Annotated in this window: 21 protein-coding genes; 15 read left to right on the top strand and 6 right to left on the bottom strand. The window is 63.4% G+C overall.

Annotated elements, in window-relative coordinates; genetic code table 11:
• Nucleotides 1–30: 30 nt before the first annotated feature.
• Complete coding sequence (locus BMY91_RS05315) at nt 31–1,479, bottom strand: amino acid permease (RefSeq protein WP_090819477.1); 1,449 nt, start codon at nt 1,477–1,479, stop codon at nt 31–33.
• Between the two features lie 117 nt (nt 1,480–1,596).
• Nucleotides 1,597–3,129 (bottom strand): aminotransferase class I/II-fold pyridoxal phosphate-dependent enzyme, encoded by a 1,533-nt coding sequence (locus BMY91_RS05310; RefSeq protein ID WP_090819474.1) that lies wholly within the window; start codon nt 3,127–3,129, stop codon nt 1,597–1,599.
• A 74-nt stretch (nt 3,130–3,203) separates the two neighbouring features.
• Here BMY91_RS05310 and BMY91_RS05305 point away from each other — a divergent pair, with 74 nt between their 5' ends.
• Complete coding sequence (locus BMY91_RS05305) at nt 3,204–4,109, top strand: LysR family transcriptional regulator (RefSeq protein WP_090819413.1); 906 nt, start codon at nt 3,204–3,206, stop codon at nt 4,107–4,109.
• 21 nt (nt 4,110–4,130) lie between these two features.
• Here the strand turns inward: BMY91_RS05305 and BMY91_RS05300 are convergent, their stop codons facing one another.
• Nucleotides 4,131–4,790, bottom strand: a complete 660-nt coding sequence (locus BMY91_RS05300) for a response regulator (RefSeq protein ID WP_090819410.1) — start codon at nt 4,788–4,790, stop codon at nt 4,131–4,133.
• A 13-nt stretch (nt 4,791–4,803) separates the two neighbouring features.
• Complete coding sequence (locus BMY91_RS05295) at nt 4,804–6,483, bottom strand: sensor histidine kinase (RefSeq protein WP_090819407.1); 1,680 nt, start codon at nt 6,481–6,483, stop codon at nt 4,804–4,806.
• A gap of 198 nt (nt 6,484–6,681) precedes the next feature.
• On the opposite strand from BMY91_RS05295, the gene BMY91_RS05290 reads away from it, so the two are divergent.
• The 5 genes from BMY91_RS05290 to BMY91_RS05270 all read left to right on the top strand — a co-directional run bounded on the left by BMY91_RS05290 (nt 6,682) and on the right by BMY91_RS05270 (nt 12,581).
• On the top strand, nt 6,682–8,196 hold the full coding sequence (locus BMY91_RS05290) for a CitMHS family transporter (RefSeq protein ID WP_090819404.1): 1,515 nt from the start codon (nt 6,682–6,684) through the stop codon (nt 8,194–8,196).
• A 372-nt stretch (nt 8,197–8,568) separates the two neighbouring features.
• On the top strand, nt 8,569–8,865 hold the full coding sequence (gene gatC / locus BMY91_RS05285) for an Asp-tRNA(Asn)/Glu-tRNA(Gln) amidotransferase subunit GatC (RefSeq protein WP_062067300.1): 297 nt from the start codon (nt 8,569–8,571) through the stop codon (nt 8,863–8,865).
• A 5-nt stretch (nt 8,866–8,870) separates the two neighbouring features.
• Nucleotides 8,871–10,439, top strand: coding sequence for an Asp-tRNA(Asn)/Glu-tRNA(Gln) amidotransferase subunit GatA (gene gatA, locus BMY91_RS05280; protein ID WP_090819401.1), 1,569 nt, complete (start codon nt 8,871–8,873; stop codon nt 10,437–10,439).
• Nucleotides 10,439–11,947: an Asp-tRNA(Asn)/Glu-tRNA(Gln) amidotransferase subunit GatB gene (gene gatB, locus BMY91_RS05275; protein WP_090819398.1), complete on the top strand. Its 1,509-nt coding sequence runs from the start codon at nt 10,439–10,441 to the stop codon at nt 11,945–11,947. Before gatA ends, gatB begins: the two co-directional genes overlap by 1 nt.
• Before the next feature lie 76 nt (nt 11,948–12,023).
• Nucleotides 12,024–12,581 carry a hypothetical protein gene (locus BMY91_RS05270; RefSeq protein ID WP_090819395.1) on the top strand — a complete coding sequence of 186 codons (558 nt, stop codon included), beginning with the start codon at nt 12,024–12,026 and terminating at the stop codon, nt 12,579–12,581.
• Nucleotides 12,582–12,601: 20 nt separating this feature from the next.
• Here BMY91_RS05270 and BMY91_RS05265 read toward each other — a convergent pair whose 3' ends face one another.
• Nucleotides 12,602–13,615, bottom strand: a complete 1,014-nt coding sequence (locus tag BMY91_RS05265; RefSeq protein ID WP_090819392.1) for a formylglycine-generating enzyme family protein — start codon at nt 13,613–13,615, stop codon at nt 12,602–12,604.
• 197 nt (nt 13,616–13,812) lie between these two features.
• Here BMY91_RS05265 and BMY91_RS05260 point away from each other — a divergent pair, with 197 nt between their 5' ends.
• The 5 genes from BMY91_RS05260 (at nt 13,813) to BMY91_RS05240 (ending at nt 19,860) form a co-directional block, all read left to right on the top strand.
• The gene (locus BMY91_RS05260; RefSeq protein ID WP_090819389.1) at nt 13,813–14,844 is read left to right on the top strand and encodes an ABC transporter permease; all 1,032 of its coding nucleotides are present in this window, start codon (nt 13,813–13,815) and stop codon (nt 14,842–14,844) included.
• A gap of 42 nt (nt 14,845–14,886) precedes the next feature.
• On the top strand, nt 14,887–15,810 hold the full coding sequence (locus BMY91_RS05255; protein WP_090819386.1) for a carbohydrate ABC transporter permease: 924 nt from the start codon (nt 14,887–14,889) through the stop codon (nt 15,808–15,810).
• Nucleotides 15,811–15,880: 70 nt separating this feature from the next.
• Nucleotides 15,881–17,539 (top strand): type 2 periplasmic-binding domain-containing protein, encoded by a 1,659-nt coding sequence (locus tag BMY91_RS05250; protein ID WP_090819383.1) that lies wholly within the window; start codon nt 15,881–15,883, stop codon nt 17,537–17,539.
• 57 nt (nt 17,540–17,596) lie between these two features.
• Nucleotides 17,597–18,649 carry a LacI family DNA-binding transcriptional regulator gene (locus BMY91_RS05245; RefSeq protein WP_090819380.1) on the top strand — a complete coding sequence of 351 codons (1,053 nt, stop codon included), beginning with the start codon at nt 17,597–17,599 and terminating at the stop codon, nt 18,647–18,649.
• Nucleotides 18,650–18,675: 26 nt separating this feature from the next.
• Nucleotides 18,676–19,860 (top strand): Gfo/Idh/MocA family protein, encoded by a 1,185-nt coding sequence (locus BMY91_RS05240; protein WP_371261018.1) that lies wholly within the window; start codon nt 18,676–18,678, stop codon nt 19,858–19,860.
• 10 nt (nt 19,861–19,870) lie between these two features.
• Here BMY91_RS05240 and BMY91_RS05235 read toward each other — a convergent pair whose 3' ends face one another.
• Complete coding sequence (locus BMY91_RS05235; RefSeq protein WP_090819373.1) at nt 19,871–20,800, bottom strand: LysR family transcriptional regulator; 930 nt, start codon at nt 20,798–20,800, stop codon at nt 19,871–19,873.
• Nucleotides 20,801–20,908: 108 nt separating this feature from the next.
• On the opposite strand from BMY91_RS05235, the gene tdh reads away from it, so the two are divergent.
• The 4 genes from tdh to hutI all read left to right on the top strand — a co-directional run bounded on the left by tdh (nt 20,909) and on the right by hutI (nt 26,493).
• A complete protein-coding gene (gene tdh, locus BMY91_RS05230; protein ID WP_090819370.1) occupies nt 20,909–21,955 on the top strand; it encodes an L-threonine 3-dehydrogenase in 1,047 nt (348 codons plus the stop codon).
• Between the two features lie 81 nt (nt 21,956–22,036).
• A complete protein-coding gene (locus BMY91_RS05225; RefSeq protein ID WP_090819367.1) occupies nt 22,037–23,230 on the top strand; it encodes a glycine C-acetyltransferase in 1,194 nt (397 codons plus the stop codon).
• A 915-nt stretch (nt 23,231–24,145) separates the two neighbouring features.
• Nucleotides 24,146–25,243, top strand: a complete 1,098-nt coding sequence (locus tag BMY91_RS05220; protein ID WP_090819364.1) for an NAD(P)/FAD-dependent oxidoreductase — start codon at nt 24,146–24,148, stop codon at nt 25,241–25,243.
• Between the two features lie 11 nt (nt 25,244–25,254).
• On the top strand, nt 25,255–26,493 hold the full coding sequence (gene hutI / locus BMY91_RS05215) for an imidazolonepropionase (RefSeq protein ID WP_090819361.1): 1,239 nt from the start codon (nt 25,255–25,257) through the stop codon (nt 26,491–26,493).
• The last annotated feature ends 7 nt before the right edge of the window (nt 26,494–26,500 follow it).

Genomic DNA, 26,500 nt, shown 5'->3' with positions numbered 1-26,500 from the left:
TCTACGTTCGGGCTTGAGGAAGGGAAAGGCTCATCGCTCGTCGTCGAGCGGGTGGGGTACCACGGGCACCGGTGAAGTCAGGGGCAGCCCGGCGCGCTGGAGGCGGCGCTTTTTCACCTGCCACAATACGGCCAGCAGCACGAACCAAAGCGGCGTAGCCAAGAATGGCAGTCGGGTGTCCTCCCCGACGAACAGCGTTGTTGCGATGAAGGCGAAAAAGAGCAGAACCGTCCACGGTGCCACCCGTGCCAGGGGCATCCGGAAGCCGGAGGCCGCGTGGCGTTCCGGGAACCGTCGGCGGTAGAGGATGAAGCTCACAACGATCGAGCCCCAGGTAAACAGAACCAGCGTTGCGCAGACGGAGGAGACGAAGGTGAAGGCCGCCACCACGTTGTCCCCGGCGAACAGCAAGGGGATGGCTGCGAACAGGAAAACGCTGGTGAAGAACACCGCCTTGGCGGGCACGCCCCGACTGTTGGTCCATGCGAATCCCCTTGGGGCATGGCCATCCTTGGCCAGCCCGTAGAGCATACGCGTGCCGGAGTAGAGCCCGGAATTGGCGCTGGAGGCGGCGGATGTGAGCACCACGAGGTTGATGGCGAGGGCGGCGATCCCTAGGCCCGCGTAGGCGAGAGTGGTCACGAAGGGGCTCTTGCCCGGTTCAATCTGGTTCCATGGGGTGATGGTCATGATGATGGTCAGTGCACCGACGTAGAAGACCAGGATCCGTGCCACGATGGAATTGATCGCCCGCGGCAGGTTCTTCCTGGGCGACTCCGTCTCTGCCGCGGCCGTGCCCACCAGCTCGACGCCGATGAAGGAGAAGATTCCCATCTGGAAGCCCAGGATGAAACCGCTGAGGCCGAAGGGAAACATGCCGCCGTGCTCCCAAAGGTGGGAGAGGGACGCGTGCGTGCCGGTATCAGGGTTCTGGAAGCCGGTGAACAGCAGTACCACTCCGGTGGCGATGAGCCCGACGATGGCCACAATCTTCACCACGGCGAACCAGAATTCGGTTTCACCGAAGAACTTGACGGGTTGGAAATTGAGCACGATCAGCACCAGGGCGGCGATGAGCGCAGGAACCCACGTAGGGATGCCGGGGTCCAGATAGGCCACGTATCCGGTGATGGCCACAATGTCGGCCACACACGCCACAACCCACGAGAACCAGTACGTCCAGGAGACAAAGAACCCAGCCCACGGCCCGATCAGGTCTTTGGCGATATCTCCGAAGGTCTTGTAATGCAGGTTGGAAAGCAGCAGCTCGCCCAGGGCACGCATGACGAAGAAGATCATGAAGCCAATGACCAGGTAGACGAAGATTACCGCCGGTCCGGTGACGCTGATCATCTTCCCTGAACCCATGAACAAGCCGGTGCCGATGGCGCCACCGATGGCCATGAGCTGGAGGTGCCGGTTCTTCAGGCCACGTTCGAGTTCGTCGCGGGGGGCATGGGCGATGGTTGATGCGGACATAGTGTCCTCCTGTGGTGGGGATTTCCTTGTTTCCGGGCAGACCGGATCGCGGCACGCAGGTGCGCGCCGTGACGAGCGGGATTCAGCTGTGGTGTGCTTCGATGGAGCGCCGGGGACTTAGCGGGCGACAACCCGGAAGTAGTCCAGCGCGGGATCGTGCGCTCCGCGGACGTAGCCGGACGGGGCAGCCGCGGTGCCGCGCAGGAAAGCGATCGACCCCGAACCCAGCACTTCACCGGGTAGTACGTTGGGGATGCCCGGCGGGTAGGCGGCCAGTGAATCCACGGAGATGCGGCCTTCCGCCTCCTGCCAGGGGACGGTCTCCACTGCGCTGAAGAACGCCGCCTGAAGGCCCATACGGCGTTCGCCGGCGGGAGGAAGCGCACGCATCCGCTCCGGCTCGCTCTCCGCCTGGGGCAGTGAGTGCAGCGCCGTCAGGATGCGTTCAACATCGGCCGGTGCCGTCGCGCCCACCAACAGCAGGAGCGCGGCGGGCGTGGCAAGCTCGCAGTAAATACGGTGGTCCCGGATCAGCCGGTACTGCGCATCGGTGCCCGTGATCCCGGCGCCGCGGGTGTCGATCACGATCTTGAAGGGGTCGTTGGCCACGGCATCGGGGCTGGCCAGGATGTCCGGGGTGGCGTCCCGGAAACGGGGGCTGGCGCGCACTGCGGCGCGGATGGCTTCGGCGGATTCCAGGGCTTTGCCGATCATCTCCGGGCCATCCATGACCAGGTGGCGACGGGCCTCGTCCAACGACGCCAGCAACAGCGCGCTGCAGCTGGTGGATTGAAAGGACCGCACCACGCGGTCCACCAGGGATTCCAGTTTCCGGGCATACGGTCCGTGGCCCAAGTGCAGCATGGCGGACTGGGTGAGGGAGCCGGCGCCTTTGTGGGTACTGGAAATGACCAGGTCTGCGCCGGCACGGACGGCATTGACGGGCAGGGCAGGGTGCAAGCCGAAGTGCGATCCCCAGGCCTCATCGACGATCAACGGAACCTCATACCGGTGCGCCACAGCGCTGATCCCGGTTATGTCTGCCACCGCGCCGAAGTAGCTGGGACTGACCACGTACACGGCAGCGCTGTCCGGATGGGCTGCCAAGGCTTCCTCGACCTGTTCAGCGGTGACTCCGTGCGCGGAGCCGAGCCCGGCGTCGACAGCTCCCTGCACGAAATGCGGCTCCAGGTCCACATGGGTGATGCCGTCAATCACGCTGGAGTGGACACTGCGCTGCACGACGAACTCCCTGCCGAGGGCGCGGACTACCGTTGTGGCGATGTGGTTTCCGCCGGAAGCGCCGTTGGTGAGGAACCAGGTCCTGGATGCCCCCCAGGCTTCGGCAGCGAGGGCTTGGGCCTGCACAAGGGGAGTCTCGCGCCCGGAGGACACGAGCCGCCAGTCATGCTGATCAATGCCGCTGAACAGCATCGGGAAGTCCAGCGCCAGGGCTTCCGGACCTACCAGGGATGCTACCCCGGGTGCGTTGTGGTCCCGCCCTTGGTGGGCGGGGACATGGAGGCGTTGCCAGTCGTGACTGGCCAGGGAACGCAGGGCATCGGCGTACGGGGTGGTGGACTGCAGCGGGGAAATGGATTCGGATGCGCCAGCCGCGTCGCGGGCGTCGGAAGGGGAAATCAAGAGCATGACCTGAACGTTAGTCAGTTCACATCATCTAGGGAATATCATGTTTTAGTATCTCCTAACATAGTGAGTATGTGATGATCAATCTCCAGCAACTCAGCGTCCTGCTAGCCATCCGGGAACATGGAAGCCTCACCAAGGCCGCCGAAGCCATGCGCTACGGGGTTCCCACGGTGACCCACCACCTCAATACCCTGGAGCGCCACCTCAATGTGCGCCTTGTGGAACGGGGTCGGCGCGGCGCCGCTCTAACGCCGCTTGGGATGGCCTTCGCGGAAGAGGCCGCGCAGATCCTGCAAAAGGTGGGCCAAGCGGAGCGGCTCGTTGCAGAGCAGCGGGACGCCGGCCTGGTCACCCTGCGCGTGGGAACTTTCGCCTCCATTGGATCCAGGCTGCTGCCCTCGGCTATCGCGGAACTGCAGGAACGCCTGCGGGTGCGCGTTGAGGTCATTGAGGCCGAGCCCACGGAGGTGGTACGGATGCTCTTTGCCGGGGATGTCCACGCCGGCCTCATCTACGAAGCAGCGGACGATCCCGCCTTCGGCTCCGCGGATCTGGCTGTCGTGCCGTTGCTGCTGGAGCCCTACAGGGTGATGCTGTCGCGGAACAGCGTATTGGCTGCGCAGGAGGTGCTGGACTTCGCGCAGCTCGCCGGCGAAGCCTGGATCCACAGCAGGAACGACAATGAGGCCTCGGACCGGGTCTTGAAAAGAGCATTCAGCCTGGTGGGCCATCGGCCGCGTGAACTCATGCGCACGGACGATCTCAACATGATCCATGGGCTCGTGGCGCAGGGACTGGGGCTCGCGCTGAGCACCGAGACCGCCGTTGATACACGTTTCGATGTGACGCTGCGCCCCACCGTCCAGGACCTCGGAAAGCGGAGGGTCTCGTTCATTACCCTGAACCGGCGGGTGCCGCGGGCGGTCACCCTTCTTGAGAAGCTGCTCCGGGAACGGACAGCCGGAAGCGTCCCAGCCTAAGGTTCGCCCTACCTGCGTGGGTCAGCCCGGGACGCCGTAACGGTGTTCCGGGCGGCCCGTGCTTCCGTACCGCAGTTGAATCTCAACGGCGCCATCGTCCGCGAGCGAGGACAGATACCTTTGAGCTGTGGCGCGGGAAACGCCAACCCGCTCGGCGACTTCGGCGGCGGAGTATTGCTCGCCGGGGAGCAACGATTCCAGGACTGCCGCTTCGGTGGCGGACCTGGGCTTGGCGGAGGGGGTCACATCCCCGGGAATCAGGGACCTTTTGGCTCGCTCAATGGTGGTTTGGTCCACGGCGGTCTGCTGCGCCAGAATCCTGCGATAGCGCGCGTAGGACCTCAGCTGCTGGGACAATGACTCGGCAGTGAAGGGCTTCAACATGTAGCCCAAGGCACCGCGCCGCAGGGCAACTTTGATGGATTGGGCATCGGAGGCAGCAGTGAGCATGACGGCATCGACGTCCAGCTGGCCCAACAGGTCCAAGCCCGAGCCGTCCGGCAGATACACGTCCAGCAGCACCAGATCGGGGCGCAGGCTGTGGATCGCTTGCAGTGCTTGGGACACTGAGCCTGCAGGGGCCAGGGCCATGAAACCGGCCACTGAATCCACATAGGCTGCGTGGAGCCTTGCCACGTGGAAGTCATCGTCCACGATCAGCACCCTCAAGTCGTCAGCCACTGCTGTCCTCCCTTCACGTTGAGTCGCTCTTTACGCCGGTGGGCTCCGCGGAATCCATGACGCCCGGGATGGTAGCCATGAAGACGGCGCCCGGTCCGCCTTCTGACCCTGGTTCCAGGACGCGGACATCTCCGCCGCGCCGCCGTGCAAGCTGCCGCACCAAAGCCAATCCCAACCCTTGTCCAGCCCCCGAGCGTACCGGTTGTTCCGACGTCGTAAATCCTTCCGCGAAAACCTCTTCCGGTTCCAGGCTCCCCAAACCGTCGCCTGAATCGCCCACCACAATGTGCAGGGTCCCGCCGGTTGTGGTGGCGTCATCCAGCAGCTCAACCTCCACCCAACGTTCCACTGAAGAGCCGGCGACGGCGGCACTCACCGCATTGTCGATCAGGTTGCCCAATACAGTGGTCACGTCCTGGGGATCTGCAACGTGTCCCCGGACCAGGGTTTCGGGCCCAACCCTGAGGGCCACGCCACGCTCGGAAGCTTCCACACCCTTGGCGCCAACAAAGGCCTGCAGGTACGCGTCCTGCAGGAGTTCGGCTTGTTCAACGGGAAACTTCAGCGGCCCCGTGGCTGAAATCCGGGCCAGGTACTCCTTGGCGGAGTCGTGCTGGCCGATGCTCATGAAGCCCGCGATGGTGTGGAGTTGATTGGCGAACTCGTGGCGCTGCGCGCGGAGGGCAGCGGACATGGTTCCTACGGCGTCCAATTGGCGGGTCAGCTGCTGCAGTTCGGTGCGGTCCCGCAGCATGACCACCCAGCCGAGGTCTTCCTTCCGGTGCCAGGCTTTGCGTGCGCTGGCCACCAGGACGCGTCCTCCGGCCACTATTTCCAAGGCTTCCGCGTCGCGTGATGCCGGTTGCGTGAGTTGCTTCAGTTGTTCAGGCACGGCGGCGGTTGCCCAGTCCTGACCAGTGGCATCGGGCATGTCCAGCAGCCTCGCGGCCGCGGCATTGAACACCGAGATCCGGCCGTCTGCCGCGATGCCGATGACCCCGTCATCCACGCCTTGGAGCACTGCCACTTGGTCGTGGACCAGGGTGCTGATTTCCTCGGGTTCCAAACCAAGAGTGAGGCGCTGCAGGCGGTGGCGGAGCAGGAACGATGCCAGCACGCCCGCCAGGAGTGCGCCGCCCGCGGTGAGGGCAATGGGCACAATGTCGCGGGCCAGACTGTTGCTGAGGGACTCCACGGAATAGCCCACGCTGACTTCACCCACGATCACCTCGGAACTGTCCGGAGCGTAGACCGGAACTTTCGCCCCGGCGGAAGGCCCCAGCGTTCCCGTGTTGCGGGTGGTGATTTCTTCGCCGCCCAGTGCCACGGAGGGGTCGGTGCTGACCCGTTCACCCAGCCGTGCCGTCTCCGGGTGGGCAAGGCGCAATCCCGTTTCGTCCGTGATGACCACGAAGAGCGCTCCGGTGCGCAGCCGCACGGACTCGGCGGCGGCCTGCAGGGTGCCGACGGCGAGCACGTCAGGAGGAGGGGTTCCTTCTTCCTTGCTGATGGCTTGGACGCCGGCCCTGATATCGGGATCTGCGGCGACTGTCCTGGCCAAGGTGAGCGCCTGATTCTCGGCTTCGGTGCCGATCCGTTCGTAAACCAGCCAGGCATGAACTGTCCCGCTGAGCAGGACCACCAGCAGGACCACCCCCAACTGGAGGAGGAGGGTCTGGGTGGAGAAACGCATGCTGACCCTGCTGTTTCGCGGCACCTTCGCTCCTTTCCTCCTGGTCCATTGAATCACTGAGCACAATGCGCAAAACGTTCGCAACGAGCAGTATTCCCAACAATTCCCCGAAACCCCTGCCAGTGACGGACGCCACCATATCGTCTGTAGTGCGCATCACACCGACGTGGCGCCATTCACAGTAGTAAGGAGCCGGCCGTGCTGGTTTTGCTTGGATTCGCAATGATTGCGGTATTCATGGTCCTGATCATGACCAAAAAATTGACGCCCGTTCTGGCGCTGATCATCGTCCCCACCGTCTTCGGCTTGTTCGCCGGGGCGGGCCTCGGTATCGGCGACATGGTGATGGATTCCATGAAGTCCATGACATCCACGGCCGCACTCCTCATGTTCGCCATCATCTACTTCGGGCTGATGATCGACGTCGGACTCTTCGACCCCCTGGTGAAGTTCATCCTCCGCAAGCTGGGGAACGATCCCGCCAAGGTTGTCCTCGGTACCGCAATCCTCGCCGCAGCAGTTTCCTTGGACGGCGACGGCTCCACCACGTTCATCCTTACTACTGCTGCGATGCTGCCCGTTTACCTGCGACTCAAGATGAGCCCCGTGGTACTCACCTGTGTGGCCGGCCTCGCCAACGGCACCATGAACATCCTTCCGTGGGGCGGCCCCACAGCCCGCGCGGCCACAGCGCTGCATCTGGACGTCAACGACGTCTTCGTTCCCATGGTCCCCTCGCTCATTGTCGGCCTGATCGTGGTACTCGTCTTCGCATGGCTCCTGGGCCTGCAGGAACGCAACCGACTCCGCGCCACCGCTCCCGAAATCTGGGGCGACGTCGCAGATCCTTCTGACGCGTTCGACGGCGGCACTGGCCGCGGTGGTTCCGTCGCCGCCGGTTCGGGCTCAGGTTCCGTCGCCACCGGTTCGGGCAAGGGTCGCTTCGGTTTCGGCCGCACCGGCACCACCACCACGGGCAAGCCGGGCACCGGTGGAGGATCCGGCGTCGGGGTTCTGGAACGCCCCGAAACCTTGGTGGACGACCACGACACCGCGATGGCTGATACAGCACTGGATCCCAACCGCACCACCTTGCGTCCCAAGCTGTTCTGGTTCAACCTGGGCCTGACCGTAGCTGTCATGGTGGTCCTGGTAGCCAACATCGTTCCGCTGCCGTTCGTGTTCATGGTGGGATCTGCGATCGCCCTGCTGGTCAACTTCCCCAAGGTCAAGGACCAGGGTGCCCAGCTGATTGCGCACGCGCCGTCGATTGTGGCCGTCGTCAGCATGGTCATGGCAGCCGCAGTCCTCACCGGTGTCCTCAACGGCACGGGCATGGTCAAGGCAATGTCTGAGTGGCTGGTCCAGATCATCCCCGCAGACATGGGTCCCTTCATGGCGGTCATCACCGGCCTGCTCAGCATCCCCATGACGTTCTTCATGAGCAACGATGCCTTCTACTTCGGAGTCCTGCCGGTCCTCAGCGAAACCGCTGCGCACTACGGCGTGGACGCCGCGGACATGGCCCGTGCCTCCATTACCGGCCAGCCCTTCCACCTGCAAAGCCCCCTGGTCCCGGCCATCCTGCTGTTGGTCTCCCTCGCCAAGGTGGATCTGGGCGATCACCACAAGAAGGTCCTCTGGCGCACTGCGGTCATCTCGATCGTGATGCTGGCCGTAGGAGTTCTGACCGGAGCCATCGGCATCGGCTAACCCGCGGGGCCGCGCCATAACCCGAGTGCCCGTGGGCGCAAATCGGGCCAGACATCCTCCGCTTGCTCGCTCGTTCCTCGCTTAGACGCAAGCTTCCGGATGCCTGGCCCGATTTGCGTCGAGGGCCCACCGGACGCTTCGGGTCGGCACCCAGATAGACGCCGCAAGTCCACCCAGCCCCTAACCCAACACAACAAACGAGACAGCAAAGTGCGAATCGTCCGCTTTGCTGTCTCGCTGTTGTTAGGGGCCCGAAGTGGGGTGGGCGCCGAAGGCGAGCACTTTCCACATAGCTCACCCCGGCCGTCCGTGGGCACACCTGGGCCAAGTAGACTGGTTCGGAAAACCATTTGAACTTTGCAGGGGAGATCCATGGCTGCGATCAACCGTGACGACGTCGCGCATCTTGCGCGTCTGGCTCACATTGAAATGAGTGCCGAAGAACTGGACAGGATGGCTGTTGAGCTTGCTGTCATCGTGGATTCGGTGAAGAGCGTGAGTGAAGCTGCGGGGGAGGACGTCCCGGCGACGTCGCACCCGATTCCGTTGACCAACGTGTTCCGTGAGGACGTTGTGGGCCACACGTTCACGGCTGAGCAGGCGTTGTCCGGCGCTCCGGATGCTTTCGAGAACCGTTTCAAGGTCCCGGCAATTTTGGATGAGGACTAATTACTATGACTGAACTGAAGAACGAACTCATCCGCCACTCCGCTGCCGATCTCGCTGCCAAGCTGGCTGCCCGCGAGGTGACCGCCGTCGAGGTGACGCAGGCGCACCTTGACCGCATTGCCGACGTCGATGGTCAGGTTAATGCCTTCCTGCACGTCAACAGCGAAGAGGCTTTGGCTGTTGCGGCCGAGGTTGATGCTGCCCGTGCCGCCGGCGGTTCCGCTGCCGAGGAACTGCACGCCCTTGCCGGTGTACCGATTGCCGTGAAGGACCTCATCGTCACCATCGGCCAGCCGACCACCGCTGGCTCCAAGATCCTTGAGGGCTGGCACAGCCCGTATGACGCCACCGTGGTGAAGAAGCTCCGCGCGGCCAAGATGCCGATCCTGGGCAAGACCAACCTGGATGAGTTCGCCATGGGTTCCTCTACGGAGCACTCGGCCTATGGCCCCACCCGCAACCCGTGGGACCTGGACCGCATTCCCGGCGGTTCGGGCGGTGGCTCCGCTGCCGCCGTCGCCGCCTTCGAAGCGCCGCTGGCGCTCGGCACGGACACCGGTGGTTCCATCCGCCAGCCCGGTGCTGTCACCGGAACAGTAGGTGTGAAGCCGACCTACGGTGCAGTCTCCCGTTACGGTGCTATTGCCATGGCGTCCTCGCTGGACCAGATCGGCCCGGTGTCCCGCACGGTGCTGGACTCGGCCCTGCTGCAGGAAGTCATTGGCGGCCACGATCCTTTCGACTCCACTTCGTTGACCGATCCTTTCAACAACCTTGTTGCCGCCGCCCGTGTGGGCAACGTGGCGGGTATGAAGATCGGCATCATCAAGGAGCTTCACGGCGAGGGCTACCAGACCGGCGTCGAGAACCGCTTCAATGAGTCCCTTCAGCTGCTGAAGGATGCCGGTGCGGAAATCGTTGAGGTGTCTTGCCCCAACCTGAAATACGCACTGGGTGCTTACTACCTGATCATGCCGTCCGAGGTGTCCAGCAACCTGGCCAAGTTCGACGGCGTCCGGTTCGGTCTGCGCGTCCTGCCCAAGGACGGTCCCATGACCATCGAGCGCGTCATGGGCGCAACCCGTGCCGCCGGTTTCGGTGATGAGGTAAAGCGCCGCATCATCCTTGGCACCTACGCACTGAGCGCCGGCTACTACGACGCTTACTACGGCTCGGCACAGAAGGTCCGCACGCTCATCCAGCGTGACTTCGACGCCGCGTTCGCCCAGGCCGATGTCCTGATCTCTCCCACCGCTCCCACCACGGCGTTCAAGCTGGGGGAGAAGCTGGACGATCCCCTGGCCATGTACCTGAACGACGTCGCCACCATTCCCGCCAACATGGCCGGAATTCCGGGGCTGTCCCTCCCGGGTGGCCTGGCGGATGAAGACGGCCTGCCCGTTGGCATCCAGTTGCTGGCTCCGGCCCGCGAGGATGCCCGCCTGTACCGCGTGGGTGCGGTGCTCGAATCCATCCTTGAAGAGAAGTGGGGTGGACCGATCCTTGCGAAGGCGCCGGATCTGAAAAATGCTGTCCTTGGTGCAGTATCCAACACCGCCGGAGGTTCCAACTAATGTCCGTCGACGCAACCCTGAGCTTCGAAGAGGCCATGGAGAAGTACGATCCCGTCCTGGGGTTCGAGGTCCACGTGGAACTCAACACCAAGACCAAAATGTTCTCCTCCGCGCCGAACGTGTTTGGTGACGAACCGAACACCAACGTCAATGAGGTTGACCTTGGCATGCCCGGCGTCCTGCCGGTAGTGAACAAGACCGCGGTGGAGTCCTCCATCAAGATCGGCCTTGCCCTGAACTGCAAGATCGCCGAGACGTGCCGCTTCGCCCGGAAGAACTACTTCTACCCGGACACTCCCAAGAACTTCCAGACCTCGCAGTATGACGAGCCGATCGCGTATGACGGTTACCTGGACATCGAGCTTGAGGATGGCACAGTCTTCCGCGTTGAGATCGAGCGCGCGCATATGGAAGAGGACGCAGGCAAGCTGACCCACATGGGTGGTGCCGCAGGCCGCATCCAAGGTGCCGACTATTCCCTGGTGGACTACAACCGTTCCGGTGTTCCGCTGGTTGAGATTGTCACCAAGCCGATCGAGGGCGCCGGCAGCCGCGCGCCGGAGCTGGCCAAGGCCTACGTCGCAGCGGTCCGCGAGATCGTCAAGAACCTCGGTGTTTCCGATGCCAAGATGGAGCGCGGCAACGTCCGTTGCGACGCCAACGTTTCCCTGCGCCCGCACGGCCGGGAACGTTTCGGCATTCGTTCGGAAACCAAGAACGTGAACTCGTTGCGCGCAGTTGAGCACGCCGTCCGTTACGAAATCCAGCGGCACGCCGCCGTCTTGGACTCCGGCGAGCCGGTCATCCAGGAAACGCGCCACTGGCACGAGGACACGCGTTCGACGACGTCGGGCCGGCCCAAGTCCGACGCCGACGATTACCGCTACTTCCCGGAGCCGGACCTGGTTCCGGTCGTGGCCTCGCGTGAGTGGGTGGAGGAGCTCCGCGCCACCCTTCCCGAGCCGCCGGCCGAACGCCGCAAGCGCCTCAAGGAAGCCTGGGGCTACTCGGATCTGGAATTCCGCGACGTGGTCAACGCCGGTGTGATGGATTCCATTGAGGAAACCATTGCGGCTGGTGCCTCCGCTGACGTTGCCCGCAAGTGGTGGATGGGCGAGATCGTGGGCCGGGCCAAGGTTGCAGACGTCGATCCTTCCGAACTCGGTGTCACACCGCAGGTCATCGTAGAGCTGAACAAACTCGTCGAAGACGGCAAGATCAACAACAAGATGGCCACCCAGGTCCTGGACGGCGTCCTCGCCGGTGAAGGCACGCCGGCGGAGATCGTCCAGAAGCGCGGCCTTGCCGTGGTGTCCGACGACGGTCCCCTCCTGGAAGCCATCGACGCCGCGCTGGCCGCACAGCCGGATGTCGCGGAGAAGATCCGTGGCGGCAAGGTCCAGGCCATCGGTGCCATTGTTGGCGGTGTCATGAAGGCCACCCGTGGCCAGGCTGACGCGGGCCGCGTCCGCGAACTCATCCTGGAGAAGCTCGGCGTCGAGGGCTAAACGCCAGATTGCTTCCCATCAAAGTAGGCCGCAGTTATTACTGCGGCCTGCTTTGTTTTGGGCGCACAATGGATGCATGGCCACTCTTACACCGGGCCTTCGTAAGGTCTTAATCGCTGGCGGGATCGCCGTCGCATTGACCGGCGGCGGGGCCGCCGCTGTGTGGGCGGGCACCCAGCCCAGCCCGACGCCGTCGGGCACTTCTGCCTCGCCCAGTCCGTCTGCGTCCGGCATGGCAAAGTCCGTAGAGGGGCGTGGTCAGGCCATCCACGGCGAGCACGTGGTCAAGCAACAGGACGGCACCTTCCGCACCGTGGTTACGCAGACCGGAACCATCGAGTCGGTGAGCAGTTCCGAGGTGACGGTGAAGAGCGAGGATGGCTTTACCCAGCGCTATGCCATTACAGCCGACACCCGCATCGCGAAACTCCCCACCAACGTCTCCGAGCTGAGGAACGGCCGGGGGAAGCCCTCCCTGCCGTCAGCAACGGCCGCTGACCTGACATCCGGCGATGCCGTCCGGCTGAGCGGTACCAAGGACGGCGATACCGTGACCGCAACAAGAATCGTGTCGGGTGAACTGCCGGCTGGCCTCGTGGGCGGACACGGACATCGCGGGCACGGACCCAAGTAGGCAACCGGGCCACAGTTGAGTTACAGGGCCACTGTCCTGAAGCCCAGGTTGGCGCTGGCGGAGTCAGGGGTGTTGGAGCTCCGGGCAGCCAGCCGGTACCGGTTGCAGTAGGAATCGTGGCACAGATACGAGCCTCCCCGCATGACCCTCCCGCGTCCGATCGTGGGGCCTTGCGGGTCTTCCACGGTTCCTGCAGTGAGGCACGTTGTGTAGTACTTGGGCAGGAACCAGTCACTGCACCATTCCCACACGTTTCCGCTGGTTTGGTAGAGCCCGTAGCCGTTGGGGGCGAAGGACATGACGGGCGCGGTGGTGAGGTAGCCGTCGTCGAGGTCGTTACGTGCAGGGAACTTGCCCTGCCAGATGTTGCAATTGTGGGCAGCTGTCCCCGGCGCGTTGTTGTGCAGCTCGTTGCCCCAGGGGTAGCGCTGTCCCGGGAGCCCGCCGCGGGCAGCGTATTCCCACTCGGCTTCGGTGGGGAGGCGGCGGCCCGCCCATGCGCAATACGCCAGGGCATCGTTGTACGACACGTGGGTCACCGGATGATCCGGAATGTCAGTCCAGTGGGAGAGGGGGCCGGCCGGGTGCGCCCAATCGGCGCCCCGCACGTTGAGCCACCACGGAACGTTGGAGACACGGTTCAGGATCTGGTGCTTTTCAGCTTTGACGGCCAGATGGAACACCGCTGAGGTTCCGTAGAGCTCTGATTCGGTGCGATGGCCGGTGGCCTCCACAAAGGCGGCAAACGATTCGTTGGTTACTGTGGTGGCGCTGATCCTGAAGCCGCTGACCCGTACTTGATGCACCGGTGATTCGCCATCGGCCGCGTATCCCTCGTTGAAGGGGTCGCCCATGGCGAAGGTGCCACCAGGGACGGGGACATCGTTGGCAGGGGCTGCTGGTGCCGGGCCGTTCGCCGCACGCGCCCCGTGGGCCCCTTGCGTGGAACGTTCGACGGCGGTGCGCGGCTCGAGTGGGGCGTTCGCCTCGAGCGGGGTGACGCGTCGCTCTTCCGGGCTGCAGCAGTCAGCCATATCTACCTTCCGGCCGGAGTTTTCCTCCATCTTAGCGTCGGCGCCCAAACACCAGCGATGATGAAAACTGATTTCTATGGTCAGTTTCGATCATGATCTTGCAAAAAGAGATGGCCGTCACTTATGGTTTGTTAAACGGTTAACGAGCGTGGCCTGAATCACATTGATGGTTTTGGCTCAGCACCTGAGGAGACAGCATGAACTCGACGACGGAACAGGCTCCGGCATTGCCCGAAGCTCGCCGAGTCCCGGCCCCGGCAGGAAAAGCCTCCGGGTCCGGTCCGAAGAAGGGGAAGAGGAACAAGGTCCCGCAGCAGAGCTTCCGGTCCCGTCTGCGACGCGACAAGCAGATGCTCCTCATGATGGTCCCGGGCATTGCCTTCCTGCTGCTCTTCTTCTACATCCCCATCCTGGGCAACGTCATCGCGTTCCAGGATTACCAGCCCTACCTCGGCATCGGGGACAGCCTGTGGGTTGGCTGGCAGAACTTTGTGGACCTGTTCGGAAACCCTGACTTCATCCACGCCTTCTGGAACACGCTGTACCTCGCGGCTTGGCAACTGGTCTTCCTGTTCCCGGTGCCCCTGGTACTGGCGTTGATCGTTGACTCACTGGTCAGCAACCGGGTCCGCAAGATCTTCCAGAGCATCGCCTACCTGCCGCACTTCCTGTCCTGGGTTTTGGTGATCGCTTTCTTCCAGCAGATGTTGGGTGGCGCAGGATTCGTCAACAACCTGCTCAGGGACTGGGGTATGGATCCCATCCCGTTCATGACCAATCCCGAGACGTTCCCGGTCATGGTGGTGGTCCAGATGATCTGGAAGGACGCCGGCTGGGCCATGATCATCTTCCTGGCGGCCCTTGCCAGCATCGACGCCTCGCTCTACGAAGCAGCTGCGGCTGACGGAGCAGGGCGCTGGCGCAGAATGTGGCACATCACCCTTCCCGGGCTGCGTCCCGTGATCGTCCTGCTCCTGATCCTGCGCATCGGCGACATCCTTTCCGTGGGCTTTGAGCAGTTCATCCTGCAGCGCGACGCCGTGGGAGCCGGAGCTGCGGAAGTCCTGGACACCTTCACCTACTACACCGGCGTAGTAGGAGGCGGCTGGAGCTCCGGCGCAGCGGCCGGCCTGGCGAAGGGCGTGGTGAGCGCCCTGCTGATCTACGGCGCCAACAAACTTGCCCACCGCTTCGGCGAAGACGGAATCTTCGCAAAACAAGTGCGCTGAAAGCCACGCTGACCCGCGCGCCTGCCGCACAAGGAGAACCCCATGGCAACAACACTTTTCACCAAGAAACCCCGGGAGCTTAGCTATAACCCCAAGCGCCCGGTATGGAAGGAAAAGCCTTCCGCCCTGTATCAAACGGTCAAAGCGGTAGTTCTGATCGTTTTCAGCCTGTCCATCCTCACGCCTATCCTTCTGGTGGTTTCGACGTCCCTCGCTGACACCGAACAGCTGGTGAAAGCCGGCGGCTTCGTCCTCTGGCCCGAGCGCCCCACCTTGGAGGCCTACGCCACCATCTTCAAGGGCCCCATGGTCCTGCAGTCACTCGGAGTGAGCATGCTGGTGACTGCGGTGGGCACCATCCTGGCGCTGTTCGTCACCATCACCATGGCCTACGCCACCAGCCGCTCAGTACTCTTCGGCAGGCCCGTCATCCTTGCGGTTCTGTTCACGCTCCTGTTTGCCCCTGGCCTGATCCCGTCCTTCCTGATGATTCGCCAGCTTGGACTGCTGGACTCCCTGTGGTCGCTCATCCTTCCCGGCATTTTCGGAGCCTTCAACTTTGTAGTGATGCGCTCGTTCTTCATGAACATCCCAGGGGAACTGATCGAGAGCGCCAGGATTGACGGCGCCAACGACTGGCAGATTCTGTGGCGGATTGTCATGCCGCTGTCCAAAGCCGTGATCGCCGTCGTCGGGCTGTTCTATGCGGTCGGCTTCTGGAACTCGTTCTTCAATGCCCTGCTCTACATCAACGACCACAGCAAATGGCCCATCCAGTTGCTCCTCCGCAACTTCGTGGTCCAGGGGAGTGGTGCTGCCGACCAGTTGGGAATCACCACCACGCCCCCGCCGCAGTCCATCCAGATGGCCGTTGTGGTGGTGGCGCTGGTCCCCATCCTGATGGTTTACCCGTTCCTCCAAAAGCACTTTGCCAAGGGCGTCATCACCGGCGCCGTCAAGGGCTAGCCGCACCCGCGGACCCCTGAAGCACTGAAAAAACCACACCATGAAGCAAATAACCAGAAAGGGTTATGCCATGACGAGCACTACCTCACAGGCTGGATTCAGCCGCCGCGGTTTCCTTGGCCTTGCAGGCCTGGCCGTGACCGCTGCAGGTTTGTCCGCCTGCGGTGGAGGCGGAGCCTCGAGCAACGGAGGCGCCGCTGCCTCCGCTTCGGTCAAGCTGCCCACGTACAAGGAATTCACCGGCGTCACCCCGGATATCGCAGGTAACGCCAAGGGCCTCCAAGCCGGATACTTCAAGCTGCCCACCGCTGTGCAGTCCGTGAAGACGCCGCCGCTCAAGGGCAAAGTGACTGGTCTGACCGAAACGTTCGACACCATGAGCCCGGGCTTGAAGGACAACCCCTTCTGGCAGCGGCTCAACAGCAAGCTCGGCGGCGACCTGGAGCTGCAGATCGCCGAGGACATCGGAGACGGTTACCCGGCAAAGTTTGCCACGGTGCTGGCAAGCAACGACCTCCCGGACATGATGTGGGTTCCGCCGAACCAGGGCATCCCCAACGTCGGTCCCATGCTCGAAGCCAAGTTCCAGGACCTGACGCCCTACCTCTCCGGTGACGCCGTCCTTGAGTACCCCAACCTGGCTGCACTGAAGCCCGATTCCTGGAAGACCGCCGTCGTCAACGGCAAGATCTGGGGAGCTCCCATCCCCAGTACCCCGTTCGGCCAGGTCTATGTGGGCAACCACGATGTCTGGTCGCAGGTAGGCGGCTTTGAAGCCGGCAGCGCTGAGGAATTCCTGGAGAAAGCCAAGGAGCTGACACGCCCGGGCGACCAGAAGTACGCGCTGGAACCGGCCTACATCAACGCCCTCCATATGGTCACCGAATGGTTCGGCGCCCCCAACAGCTGGGCGGTCAACAAAGACCGCACCCTCACGCACCTCTACGAGACCGACGAGTACATGGCTGGAGTGGAATTCACCGCCAAGATGTTCGCAGCCGGCGTCTTCTACCCCGATTCCAAGGCCACGGACATCCGCTCACGCGTGGCCAACGGCAGTGTTGCCGCCCAGGTAGTGGTGGGCCCGCATGATATCCGCAGTTACCGTGCGCTGAACAAGACCGCCCGGTTTGATGTCCTTATTCCTTTCAGCGCCGACGGCAAGGTCAAGCCGGTCTACGACATGGGCTACGGAACAGTCGGTTTCACGCCATTCAAGAAGGCCGAAGAGGGCAAGATCCGCGAACTGCTCGCGCTCATCAACTACCTGTCCGCCCCGTTCGGCACGGTGGAGTACATGCAGAAGAACTTCGGCGAGCTTGGCGAGGACTACACCATCGACGCCTCCGGCAACCCGGCGCGTACCGACACCGGAACCACCAACGCCCCTGGCCTGGTCTCTGCGTTGAACATCATGTCCAGCCCGGAGAACGTCATCTTCAACCCGGGGTTCGACGACGACACACGCTACGTCAGCCAGCAGGAAGAGAAGCTCCTGGAACTTGCGTGGCGCAACCCCACCAACGGTTCCTACTCGGACACCAACGCCAAGGTGGGTGCCAAGATCACCAAGCAGCTGCGCGACAAGGTGGTGGACATCATTACCGGCCGGGCCAAGATCGACGAGCTCAAGGACGCTGTGAAGCGCTGGAAGAGCGAAGGCGGCGACAAGATGCGCGATGAGTACCAGGCCGCGTTGGACCCGAACGCACCGGTCTTCAGGAGCTAGCCTCAGACCAACAACCAAGCAACGCGCAAGTATCAGAAGGCATAAGCAGGGGGAACCATGGCAAAAGCGAGCAGCACCGGAGTCCGACCCACCATCCGCATGGTGGCCGAACTGGCGGGCGTTTCCACGGCCACGGTTTCCTACGTCCTGTCAGGTCGCCGCGGCGACGGGGGACCGGGTGTTTCGGATCCGACGGCGGAAAAGGTCAAGGCAGCTGCGGAGCGGCTTGGCTACCGCCCCAACCAGGCGGCCCGGGCCATCCGCACGGGCCGAACCAGCACCGTGATCCTTTCGCTGACCATGTTGTCCGATCCTTGGTCCCTGTCCGTGATCGAGTCCGTGCAGAAGGCGGCGGTTCCCTTGGGCATCACGCCGATGATTCTGGGCGATGCGGACTGGGTGAAGGTGCTCGGTACGCACAATGCCGACGCCGTGTTCGTTGACGCAGTGCGCCATGACCAACGGGACGCACTGCGGAAGCTCGCCGAGCACGGCACCACGTTGGTGGTTTTCGACGAGGGCCTGGAGCCGGAGGGGTTCGACGTCATCCGTTCCATTGCCGGACCCGGCTGCCGCATGGCCGTGGAACACCTGCTCCACGGCCACCGGCAGATCGCCTGCCTGACCCCGGCCACCGCCGCGGGGACGTCGGGCGGGGCGCGGTACCGGGCGTACTCGGAGGCTTTGGCGGCGGCGCAGATCCCGGAGCGGGAAGACTACGTGGGCCTGTTTGATGGCACCAGTGCGGGAGCCTACGCCGCGGCCACGCGTGTGCTCAGCCTGCCGGACCGGCCCACAGCGATCTATGCCACCACGGACTTCGCGGCTGTCAGTGCCATCAACGCTGCCCAGCGGCTGGGCCTGGCTGTCGGTACCGATGTGGACATCATCGGCGTGGGCAACACGGTGGAGGGCGAGCGGATGTCTCCCTCGCTCAGCACTGTTGGTCCCGTGGACTTCTTCGACAAACTTGCGCGGCTGCTCCTGCGGCGGGCAACCGCCCAGTCCGGTCCGGAGGCGGCAGCGGGCCCCGCCGTCCTGGACTTCCCTTGGCACTTGTTCGTCCGCGAATCGGCGCCGCACCGCAGCGCCGCAACCAGACTTTATTAAGAAACAGCAGAAGGAAATTGCACACCATGGAAAAGGATTTGAAGGTTGGCATCGTAGGTTTTGGCCTGCGATCAGGGCTGTGGAAACACGCCCATAAGCCGGGCCAGGGCTCCGAGGTCACCATTATTTGTGACGTGAGTGAGCGCGGACGCGCCGACGCTGCAGAGCGTATCCCCACGGCGAAGGTCACGGATAACCTCGAGGAACTGCTGGCCGGCGGCCTGGACGCCGTACTGGTGCTGACACCCGACAACCAGCACGCCGCCGTCGCTGTCCGTACGCTCCAGGCGGGTATCCCCACTTTCTGTGAGAAGCCGCTGGACATCACTGTGGAGGCTGCGGACCTGATCCTGAAAACGGCCTACCAAACCGGCACCCGGCTCTACGTCGGCCACAATATGCGCCACATGCCGGTAGTGGTTCAGATGCGCCAGCTCATCGAGGAAGGCCGGATCGGTGACGTGAAGGCGGTGTGGTGCCGGCACTTCGTGGGCCACGGAGGCGACTACTACTTCAAGGACTGGCATGCACAGCGCGCCAACGTCACCTCCCTGCTCCTCCAAAAAGGTGCGCACGACATCGATGTGATCCACTGGCTTGCCGGTGGCTACACCAAGCGGGTTGCCGCCGTCGGCGATCTCGCCGTCTACGGTGACGTAGCCAATCGCTCCGACAACACGGGCAAGCGCATGGGGGACTGGTTCTCCCTGGACAACTGGCCGCCCACCGAGCAGAAGGACTTGGCCGAGTCGATCGACGTCGAGGACATTTCCATGATGAACATGGTCCTGGACAACGGTGTGCTGGCCTCATACCAGCAATGCCACTTCACGCCGGACTACTGGCGTAATTACACCGTCATCGGCACCAAGGGACGGATCGAAAACCTCGGTGACGGGCCGGGGGAGACCATCAACGTGTGGACCAGCCGGTCCTCGGGCTACGCAGCCCCGGATGAGGTCATCACCATTCAGGACGGCGAGGGCGGCCACGGCGGGGCTGATCCACGCCTCATCGAGGAGTTCCTCCGCTTCGCGTCGGAGGGCGGCCGCACCCAGACCAGCCCAATTGCGGCACGCCAGGCCGTGGTGGCGGGTATCCTCGCTGCGGAATCGCTGCGAGGAGACGGCTCTGCACGCGAGGTACCGGAGCTCCCGGCCGAGCTGGTGGAGTACTTCGACGCCGGTCAGCCAGCCTTGGTCCGCGACTGACCGTTTGAGTTCAGTGGGGTGAGGAAAGCCCGGTCATGACGGTTTGAAGTGACTCGCAAACCGTCATGACCGATTTCCGTTTAAGCGTCTCCGGCCGGGCCAGGATGTCGATCTTGCGCACCGAGTTCACACCGGACAATGGGCGGAGCACCACGCCCGCGTCCAGCACACGCCGCGCCGTGAACCTCGGGAGGAGTCCGATCGCGCCGCCGGCAGATACCAGCGCCGCAACGGTGGAGTAGTCGTTGATGCGGTGCAGCACCTCTGCCGGGCGCCCACTGACAGCAACGACGGCGGCCAGGACATCCGCGGGGGAGTAGCCATCGCGGCTGGTCACCCAGGGTTCATCAACCACGTCGGAGGGTTCCAGTTCGTGGCGGGATGCCAACGGGTGATTGGCGGGCAAAGCGATGTCCAAGGGCTCATCCGCGAGTGGAATCACGGCCACTTTGTCTTGGGGCCACTGCGGGCTGTTGTCCATCCGGTGCGCCAGAACCAAGTCGTACCTAGCAGCCAGCCCCGGGAAATCCTCCTGGGCCACATCTTCATCGGACAGCCGCAGGCGTGGCGACTTACCGCCGTCGGACGCCTTTCCGGCCGCCAGCAGTGCCGCAAGCGGCGCGAAGAGTGCCTGCCCCGCACTGTGGAAAGCGCTCACGCTCACCGGCGCGTCGGGGGCATCGTGGTAGGCGCCAATTGCTGCCCGCGCATCAGCCATGGCATTCACGACGGCGGCACCCGCCTCGGCGAGCACGCGGCCCGCGTCGGTCAGCACCAGGGCCCGGCCCTCCTTGCGTGTCAACGGTACGTCCACCGACTTCTGGAGCAGTGCCAGCTGTTGGGAAACGGCCGAGGGTGTGACCATCAGAGTTTCTGCCACAGCCTTGACGCTGCCCAAGTCGCCGAGTTCCCTGAGCATCTGCAGTTGATGGATTTCCATTAGCAAATCCTAAATCGTTGATTGAGAAGAATCTAGTTGTGCTAAATCGTTGCCGGGTCTTCAATGGACTCAGCAGCATTGAAGCAGCCCCAGCCAGTGAGGAATCCCATGAAGGCTCTCTACAAATCCGGACCGCACGCAGGGTTCGAACTCGTCGACCGACCCGAGCCCGAAGCGGGCCCCAGCGACGTCAAGATCCGTGTCATGACCACCGGTATCTGCGGCACCGACCTCCACATCCAGAGCTGGGACGCCTGGGCGCAAAGCATCATTGAGGCACCCCTGATCGCCGGTCACGAGTTCTACGGTGAAGTGGTGGAAATCGGTGAAGATGTCCGCGATGTCAAGGTGGGGGACCGAGTCTCCGGCGAGGGCCACGTAGTGTGCGGTATCTGCCGCAACTGCCGTGCCGGACGTCGCCAGATGTGCATCCACACTGTGTCCGTTGGCGTGCAACGCGATGGTGCGTTCGCCGAATACGTCGTGATTCCGGAGACGAATGTCTGGGTCCATCACGATGAATCGGTCACCCCGGAGCTCGGCGCCATCTTCGATCCCTTCGGCAACGCCGTTCACACCGCCCTCAGCTTCCCGCTGGTGGGAGAGGACGTGCTCATCACGGGCGCCGGTCCCATTGGACTGATGGCCATTGCGGTGGCCCGCCACGCAGGCGCCCGCAAGATCGCCATCACCGACGTCTCGGCTCCGCGCCTGGAACTGGCCCGCCAGATGGGCGTGGACCTCGCAGTGGACGTTTCCAAGATGCGCGTCCGCGAAGCACAGCAGGAGCTGGGCATGCGGGAAGGGTTCGACATCGGATTGGAAATGTCCGGACACCCCACGGCCCTGCCTGAGATGATCGACAACATGAACCACGGCGGCCGCATCGCCATGCTCGGTCTTCCCAGCCAGTCCATCGACATCGACTGGGGCAAGGTTGTCACCCACATGCTCACGCTCAAGGGCATCTACGGCCGTGAGATGTTTGAGACCTGGTACGCCATGAGCGCCATGCTGTCCTCCAACCCCGTGCTGCACCGCAGCATCTCCGCCGTCGTGACCGACAAGCTGTCCGCAGCCGACTGGGAGAAGGGCTTCGAAATCGCCCGCAACGGCACCGGTGGCAAAGTGGTCCTCGACTGGACCGAACTGTAAACCGGACTGAACTGCAACCGCACTGAACTGCAACCCGTACCGAACTGCAACCCGGACCGCGGAAAGACTTAGGAGCATCACATGTATTCAGCCATCAAAGACCAGCTGCAGGGCGAACTGGACGAGATCCGCAGCGCCGGCCTCTTCAAAACCGAGCGCCACATCGATTCCCCGCAGGCAAGCCACATCGCCGCCGGCCAACTCGGGCAGCCCGCCAACAAGGTGCTGAACTTCTGTGCCAACAACTACCTTGGCCTGGCCGACCACCCGGACATCATTGCCGCCGCCAAGTCCGCCATGGACGAGCGCGGCTTCGGCATGGCGTCCGTGCGCTTCATCTGCGGCACCCAGGACCTCCACTTGGAGCTCGAGACCCGCGTCTCCGCCTTCCTGGGCACCGAGGACACCATCCTGTTCTCCAGCTGCTTCGATGCCAACGGCGGCGTGTTCGAGTCCCTCTTCGGCCCCGAAGACGCCATCATCTCCGACTCGCTCAACCACGCCTCCATCATTGATGGCATCCGCCTGAGCAAGGCCAAGCGCTTCCGCTACGCCAACCAGGACATGGCAGACCTTGAGGCCAAGCTGATCGAAGCTGAGGGTTCCCGCCGGAAGATCATCGTCACCGATGGCGTCTTCTCCATGGATGGCTTCCTCGCGCCCCTCGAAGCGATCTGCGACCTCGCCGAAAAGCACGACGCCTTGGTCATGGTGGATGACTCCCATGCCGTCGGCTTCATGGGCCCCACCGGCGCCGGCACCCCCGAGCACGCCGGTGTGTCCGATCGCGTGGACATCTACACGGGTACTTTCGGCAAGGCCCTCGGCGGGGCTTCGGGCGGTTACGTTTCCGGCCGTGGCGAGATCGTGGCAATGCTCCGCCAGAAAGCCCGCCCCTACTTGTTCTCCAACTCCCTCGCTCCGGCCATCGTTGCCGCCACCATCAAGGCGATCGAACTGGTGCAGGAATCCGGCGAACTCCGCACCCGCCTCTTTGAGAACGCGGCCCTGTTCCGCCGCCGCATGAGCGAGGAAGGCTTCGAACTCCTCGACGGCGAACACGCCATCATCCCTGTGATGTTCGGCGACGCCGTGGTCGCTGCCAAGGTGGCTGACGAGATGCTGAACAACGGCGTCTTCGTCACGGCCTTCAGCTTCCCCGTGGTGCCGAAGGGGGTGGCGCGGATCCGTGTGCAGCTCTCCGCTGCGCACAGCGCTGACGACGTCGAGGCGTGCGTTCAGGCGTTCGTCAAGAGTCGCGCCGCAGTCGCCTAACCCGACGCTCTCTCACCTTTGGCGTGTTTTGAGGGGACGCTCTCTCACCTTTCGCACGTTTTGACGGGACGCTCTCTCACCTTTGGCGTGTTTTAACCGGACGCTCTCTCACCTTTCGCACGTTTTGAGGGGACGCTCTCTCACCTTTCGCACGTTTTGACGGGATGCTCTCTCACCTTTCGCACGTTTTGAGGGGACGCTCTCTCACTTGCTTGGGGCAAGTGAGAGAGCGTTGGGGGTTAAGGGGCGTTAGATGAGAGAGCGTTGGTGGTTGGTTGCGCGCCAGGTTTGCGCTGACGACGTCGAAGCCTGCGTTCAGGCGTTCGTCTAGAGTCGCGCCGCAGTCGCCTAACCCGACGCTCTCTCACCTTTGGCGTGTTTTGCGGGGATGCTCTCTCACCTTTCGCACGTTTTGAGGGGACGCTCTCTCACTTGCTTGGGGCAAGTGAGAGAGCGTTGGGGGGTTAAGGGGCGTTAGGTGAGAGAGCGTTGGGGGTTAAGGGGCGTTAGGTGAGAGAGCGTTGGGGGTTGAGGGGCTTTTGGTGAGAGAGCGTTGGTCGTTGGTTGCGCGCCCCGGTTTGCGCTGACGACGTCGAAGCCTGCGTTCAGGCGTTCGTCAAGAGTCGCGCCGCAGTCGCCTAACCCGACGCTCTCTCACCTTTGGCGTGTTTTGGCCGGATGCTCTCTCACTTGCTTGGGGCAAGTGAGAGAGCGTTGGGGGTTAAGTGGCTTTTGGCGAGAGACGCTTCGGTTGAGAGGCTTTTGGTGAGAGAGCGTTGGGGGTTAAGTGGCTTTTGGTGAGAGACGCTTCGGTTGAATGTGCCGAAAGGTGAGAGAGCGTTGGGGGTTGGGGGTCGTTTGGTGAGAGAGCGTCCGGCTGTCGCGGGGGTTACACGGGTCTGACAGGATGGAGCCATGGCTTCGAATTATGACGTGGTAATCGTTGGCGGCGGCATCGGCGGGCTGTCTTTGGCAGCGGCTCTGGCGGGCAAGTGCACTGTGGCACTGGTGGAAGCTGAGCAAACCCTGGCGTTCCACACTTCCTCACGCTCTGCCCGACAACTCATCCCCAGCTATGGTCCGGCGGTGGTTCAGGACCTGACCGTTCGGACGTTGGAGATGCTGGCGGAAAGGGATGCCCAGGCAGCGGAGCCAATCCTCACTCCGCGGGGTTTCATGCTGGTAGGTGACGAGGACACGGTGCGCGCCGAGGCCAGCGGCAACATGCACGCCATCACACACGACGAAGCGATGCAGCTCTGCCCGGCACTCAACCCTGATTCCTTCACCGCCGCAGGGTTGGACAATGGCTCGTTCGGCTGCAACGCCCCTTTGCTGCTGGAGGAACACCGGCAGACGGCAGAAGCCGCAGGTGTGGACATCATCACCGGAGCCAAAGTGCACTCTGCCCAGCGATTGGGGAGTGGCTGGCAACTGAGTGCGGGCACCGAAGGTTTCCAGTCCGGCGTCGTGGTTAATGCGGCAGGCGCCTGGGCTGATGAGCTGGCCGTCATCAGTGGCGTGGAGAAACTGGGGCTTCAGCCGTACCGGCGCACCGCCGCGATCGTGAACGTGGAGAATCCGTTGACGCCTGAAACGCCCATGGTGTGCGCCGCTGACGATACGTTCTATTTCCGTGCCGAGGGCCATCAGGTCCTGATCTCACCGTCGGAAACCGTGCCCAGCGGCCCGGAGGATGCCAAGCCCTACCCGGGGGACGTGGAGGCATTGATCAACAAACTCAACATTGTAACGACCCTGGGCATCCGCTCCGTGGACCGTGCGTGGACCGGCCTCCGGACCGAAGCCGCGGACGGAATCCCGGTAGTGGGTTTCGACGCCGAAGCACCCGGCTTCTTCTGGCTGGCAGGACAAGGTGGCTATGGTTTCCAGACATCGTCCGCCATCGCTGAGCTGGCGGCGGCGCTGATCCTCGGCGAGGTAAGTGTCGACAGTCCGGAATCCCGGACAGCGGAGCAGCTCGCAGCCGTACGTTGGTCCATCCGGCGCTGAACAATAGGGTCATGAGCGGAATCACGAACGGGCGCGGCGGCAGCACACTCATCACGAACATCGGCGAGCTGATGACCCAGGATCTGGAGCATAGGGTCCTCAAGGATGCGGCGATCGTGTTAGAAGGTGAGCGGATCGCGTGGATAGGGGCCAGTAAGGACTCACCGTCTGCTGACGAAAAGATCGACGCCGAGGGCCGAGCAGTGTTGCCCGGCTGGGTAGATTCGCATTCGCATCTGGTCTTCGCCGGTGACCGCACAGCAGAGTTCGAGGCCCGCATGGCCGGGGAAAGCTACAGTGCCGGTGGGATCGCCGTGACCACTAATGCCACGCGCAGCGTCAGCGACGACGAGCTCACCCGCTTGGTGCGGGACCGTGTGGCCGAGGCTGTTTCGCAAGGAACCACCTATCTGGAGAGCAAAACCGGTTACGGGTTGGACGTGGAGAACGAGGCCCGCAGTGCCCGCATCGCCGCGGCCGAAGTGGACGAGGTCACCTATCTCGGCGCGCACTTGGTCCCCGCCGGCTCTGGCGCTGAGGAATACACGGACCTGGTCTGTGGACCCATGCTCGACGCCGTCCTGCCGCACGTCCGTTGGGCTGACGTCTTCTGCGAGCGCGGGGCCTTCACAGAGGATCAGTCGCGCCGCGTGCTGACGGCGGCCCGCGACGCCGGACTTGGTTTGAGGGTGCACGGCAACCAGCTTGGCGAAGGGCCCGGCGTTGCGTTGGCCGTGGAGTTCGCTGCGGCGAGCGTGGACCACGTCAACTACCTTTCGGACAAGGACGTCGCAGCGCTCGCGGACACGTGGGCCGGCTGGGACCCTGCAACGGGGGCTGGCTCTAAGGGCACGGTGGCAACCTGCCTTCCCGCCTGCGACCTGTCCACCCGCCAGCCCCTGGCGCTTGGCCGTGAACTGATCGATGCCGGCGTGCAGATCGCGCTGGCCGCCAACTGCAACCCCGGTACTTCCTACACCAGCTCCATGGCGTTCTGCGTCACCACAGCTGTCCTCCAGATGCACTTGAGCGTCCATGAGGCCGTCCGCGCGGCGACGTACGGCGGCGCCTTGGCGTTGGGCAGGGAATCGGGGAACGACGTCGACGGCGAACGGGCGGTGGGTTCGCTCGCGGTCGGGCATCGCGCGGACCTGCACATGCTGAAGGCGCCTTCAGCTACGCACCTTGCCTACCGGCCCGGGATCCCGCTGACGCATTCGGTGTGGCGGGCGGGCGTGCGCGTCGTCTGAGAACAAG

Origin of the sequence: Arthrobacter sp. yr096, assembly GCF_900108925.1 — a bacterium.
Taxonomy (GTDB): Bacteria; Actinomycetota; Actinomycetes; order Actinomycetales; family Micrococcaceae; genus Arthrobacter.
This window is presented reverse-complemented; position numbering and strand designations above follow the sequence as displayed.

Coding starts and splice junctions, on each gene's coding strand:
- BMY91_RS05265 (WP_090819392.1), bottom strand. CDS start 13,615: ATGGCTGACTGCTGCAGCCCGGAAGAGCGACGCGTCACCCCGCTCGAG.
- BMY91_RS05310 (WP_090819474.1), bottom strand. CDS start 3,129: ATGCTCTTGATTTCCCCTTCCGACGCCCGCGACGCGGCTGGCGCATCC.
- gatB (WP_090819398.1), top strand. CDS start 10,439: ATGTCCGTCGACGCAACCCTGAGCTTCGAAGAGGCCATGGAGAAGTAC.
- BMY91_RS05250 (WP_090819383.1), top strand. CDS start 15,881: ATGACGAGCACTACCTCACAGGCTGGATTCAGCCGCCGCGGTTTCCTT.
- BMY91_RS05305 (WP_090819413.1), top strand. CDS start 3,204: ATGATCAATCTCCAGCAACTCAGCGTCCTGCTAGCCATCCGGGAACAT.
- BMY91_RS05315 (WP_090819477.1), bottom strand. CDS start 1,479: ATGTCCGCATCAACCATCGCCCATGCCCCCCGCGACGAACTCGAACGT.
- BMY91_RS05270 (WP_090819395.1), top strand. CDS start 12,024: ATGGCCACTCTTACACCGGGCCTTCGTAAGGTCTTAATCGCTGGCGGG.
- BMY91_RS05255 (WP_090819386.1), top strand. CDS start 14,887: ATGGCAACAACACTTTTCACCAAGAAACCCCGGGAGCTTAGCTATAAC.
- BMY91_RS05225 (WP_090819367.1), top strand. CDS start 22,037: ATGTATTCAGCCATCAAAGACCAGCTGCAGGGCGAACTGGACGAGATC.
- BMY91_RS05240 (WP_371261018.1), top strand. CDS start 18,676: ATGGAAAAGGATTTGAAGGTTGGCATCGTAGGTTTTGGCCTGCGATCA.
- gatC (WP_062067300.1), top strand. CDS start 8,569: ATGGCTGCGATCAACCGTGACGACGTCGCGCATCTTGCGCGTCTGGCT.
- hutI (WP_090819361.1), top strand. CDS start 25,255: ATGAGCGGAATCACGAACGGGCGCGGCGGCAGCACACTCATCACGAAC.
- tdh (WP_090819370.1), top strand. CDS start 20,909: ATGAAGGCTCTCTACAAATCCGGACCGCACGCAGGGTTCGAACTCGTC.
- BMY91_RS05235 (WP_090819373.1), bottom strand. CDS start 20,800: ATGGAAATCCATCAACTGCAGATGCTCAGGGAACTCGGCGACTTGGGC.
- BMY91_RS05245 (WP_090819380.1), top strand. CDS start 17,597: ATGGCAAAAGCGAGCAGCACCGGAGTCCGACCCACCATCCGCATGGTG.
- BMY91_RS05295 (WP_090819407.1), bottom strand. CDS start 6,483: ATGCGTTTCTCCACCCAGACCCTCCTCCTCCAGTTGGGGGTGGTCCTG.
- gatA (WP_090819401.1), top strand. CDS start 8,871: ATGACTGAACTGAAGAACGAACTCATCCGCCACTCCGCTGCCGATCTC.
- BMY91_RS05260 (WP_090819389.1), top strand. CDS start 13,813: ATGAACTCGACGACGGAACAGGCTCCGGCATTGCCCGAAGCTCGCCGA.
- BMY91_RS05220 (WP_090819364.1), top strand. CDS start 24,146: ATGGCTTCGAATTATGACGTGGTAATCGTTGGCGGCGGCATCGGCGGG.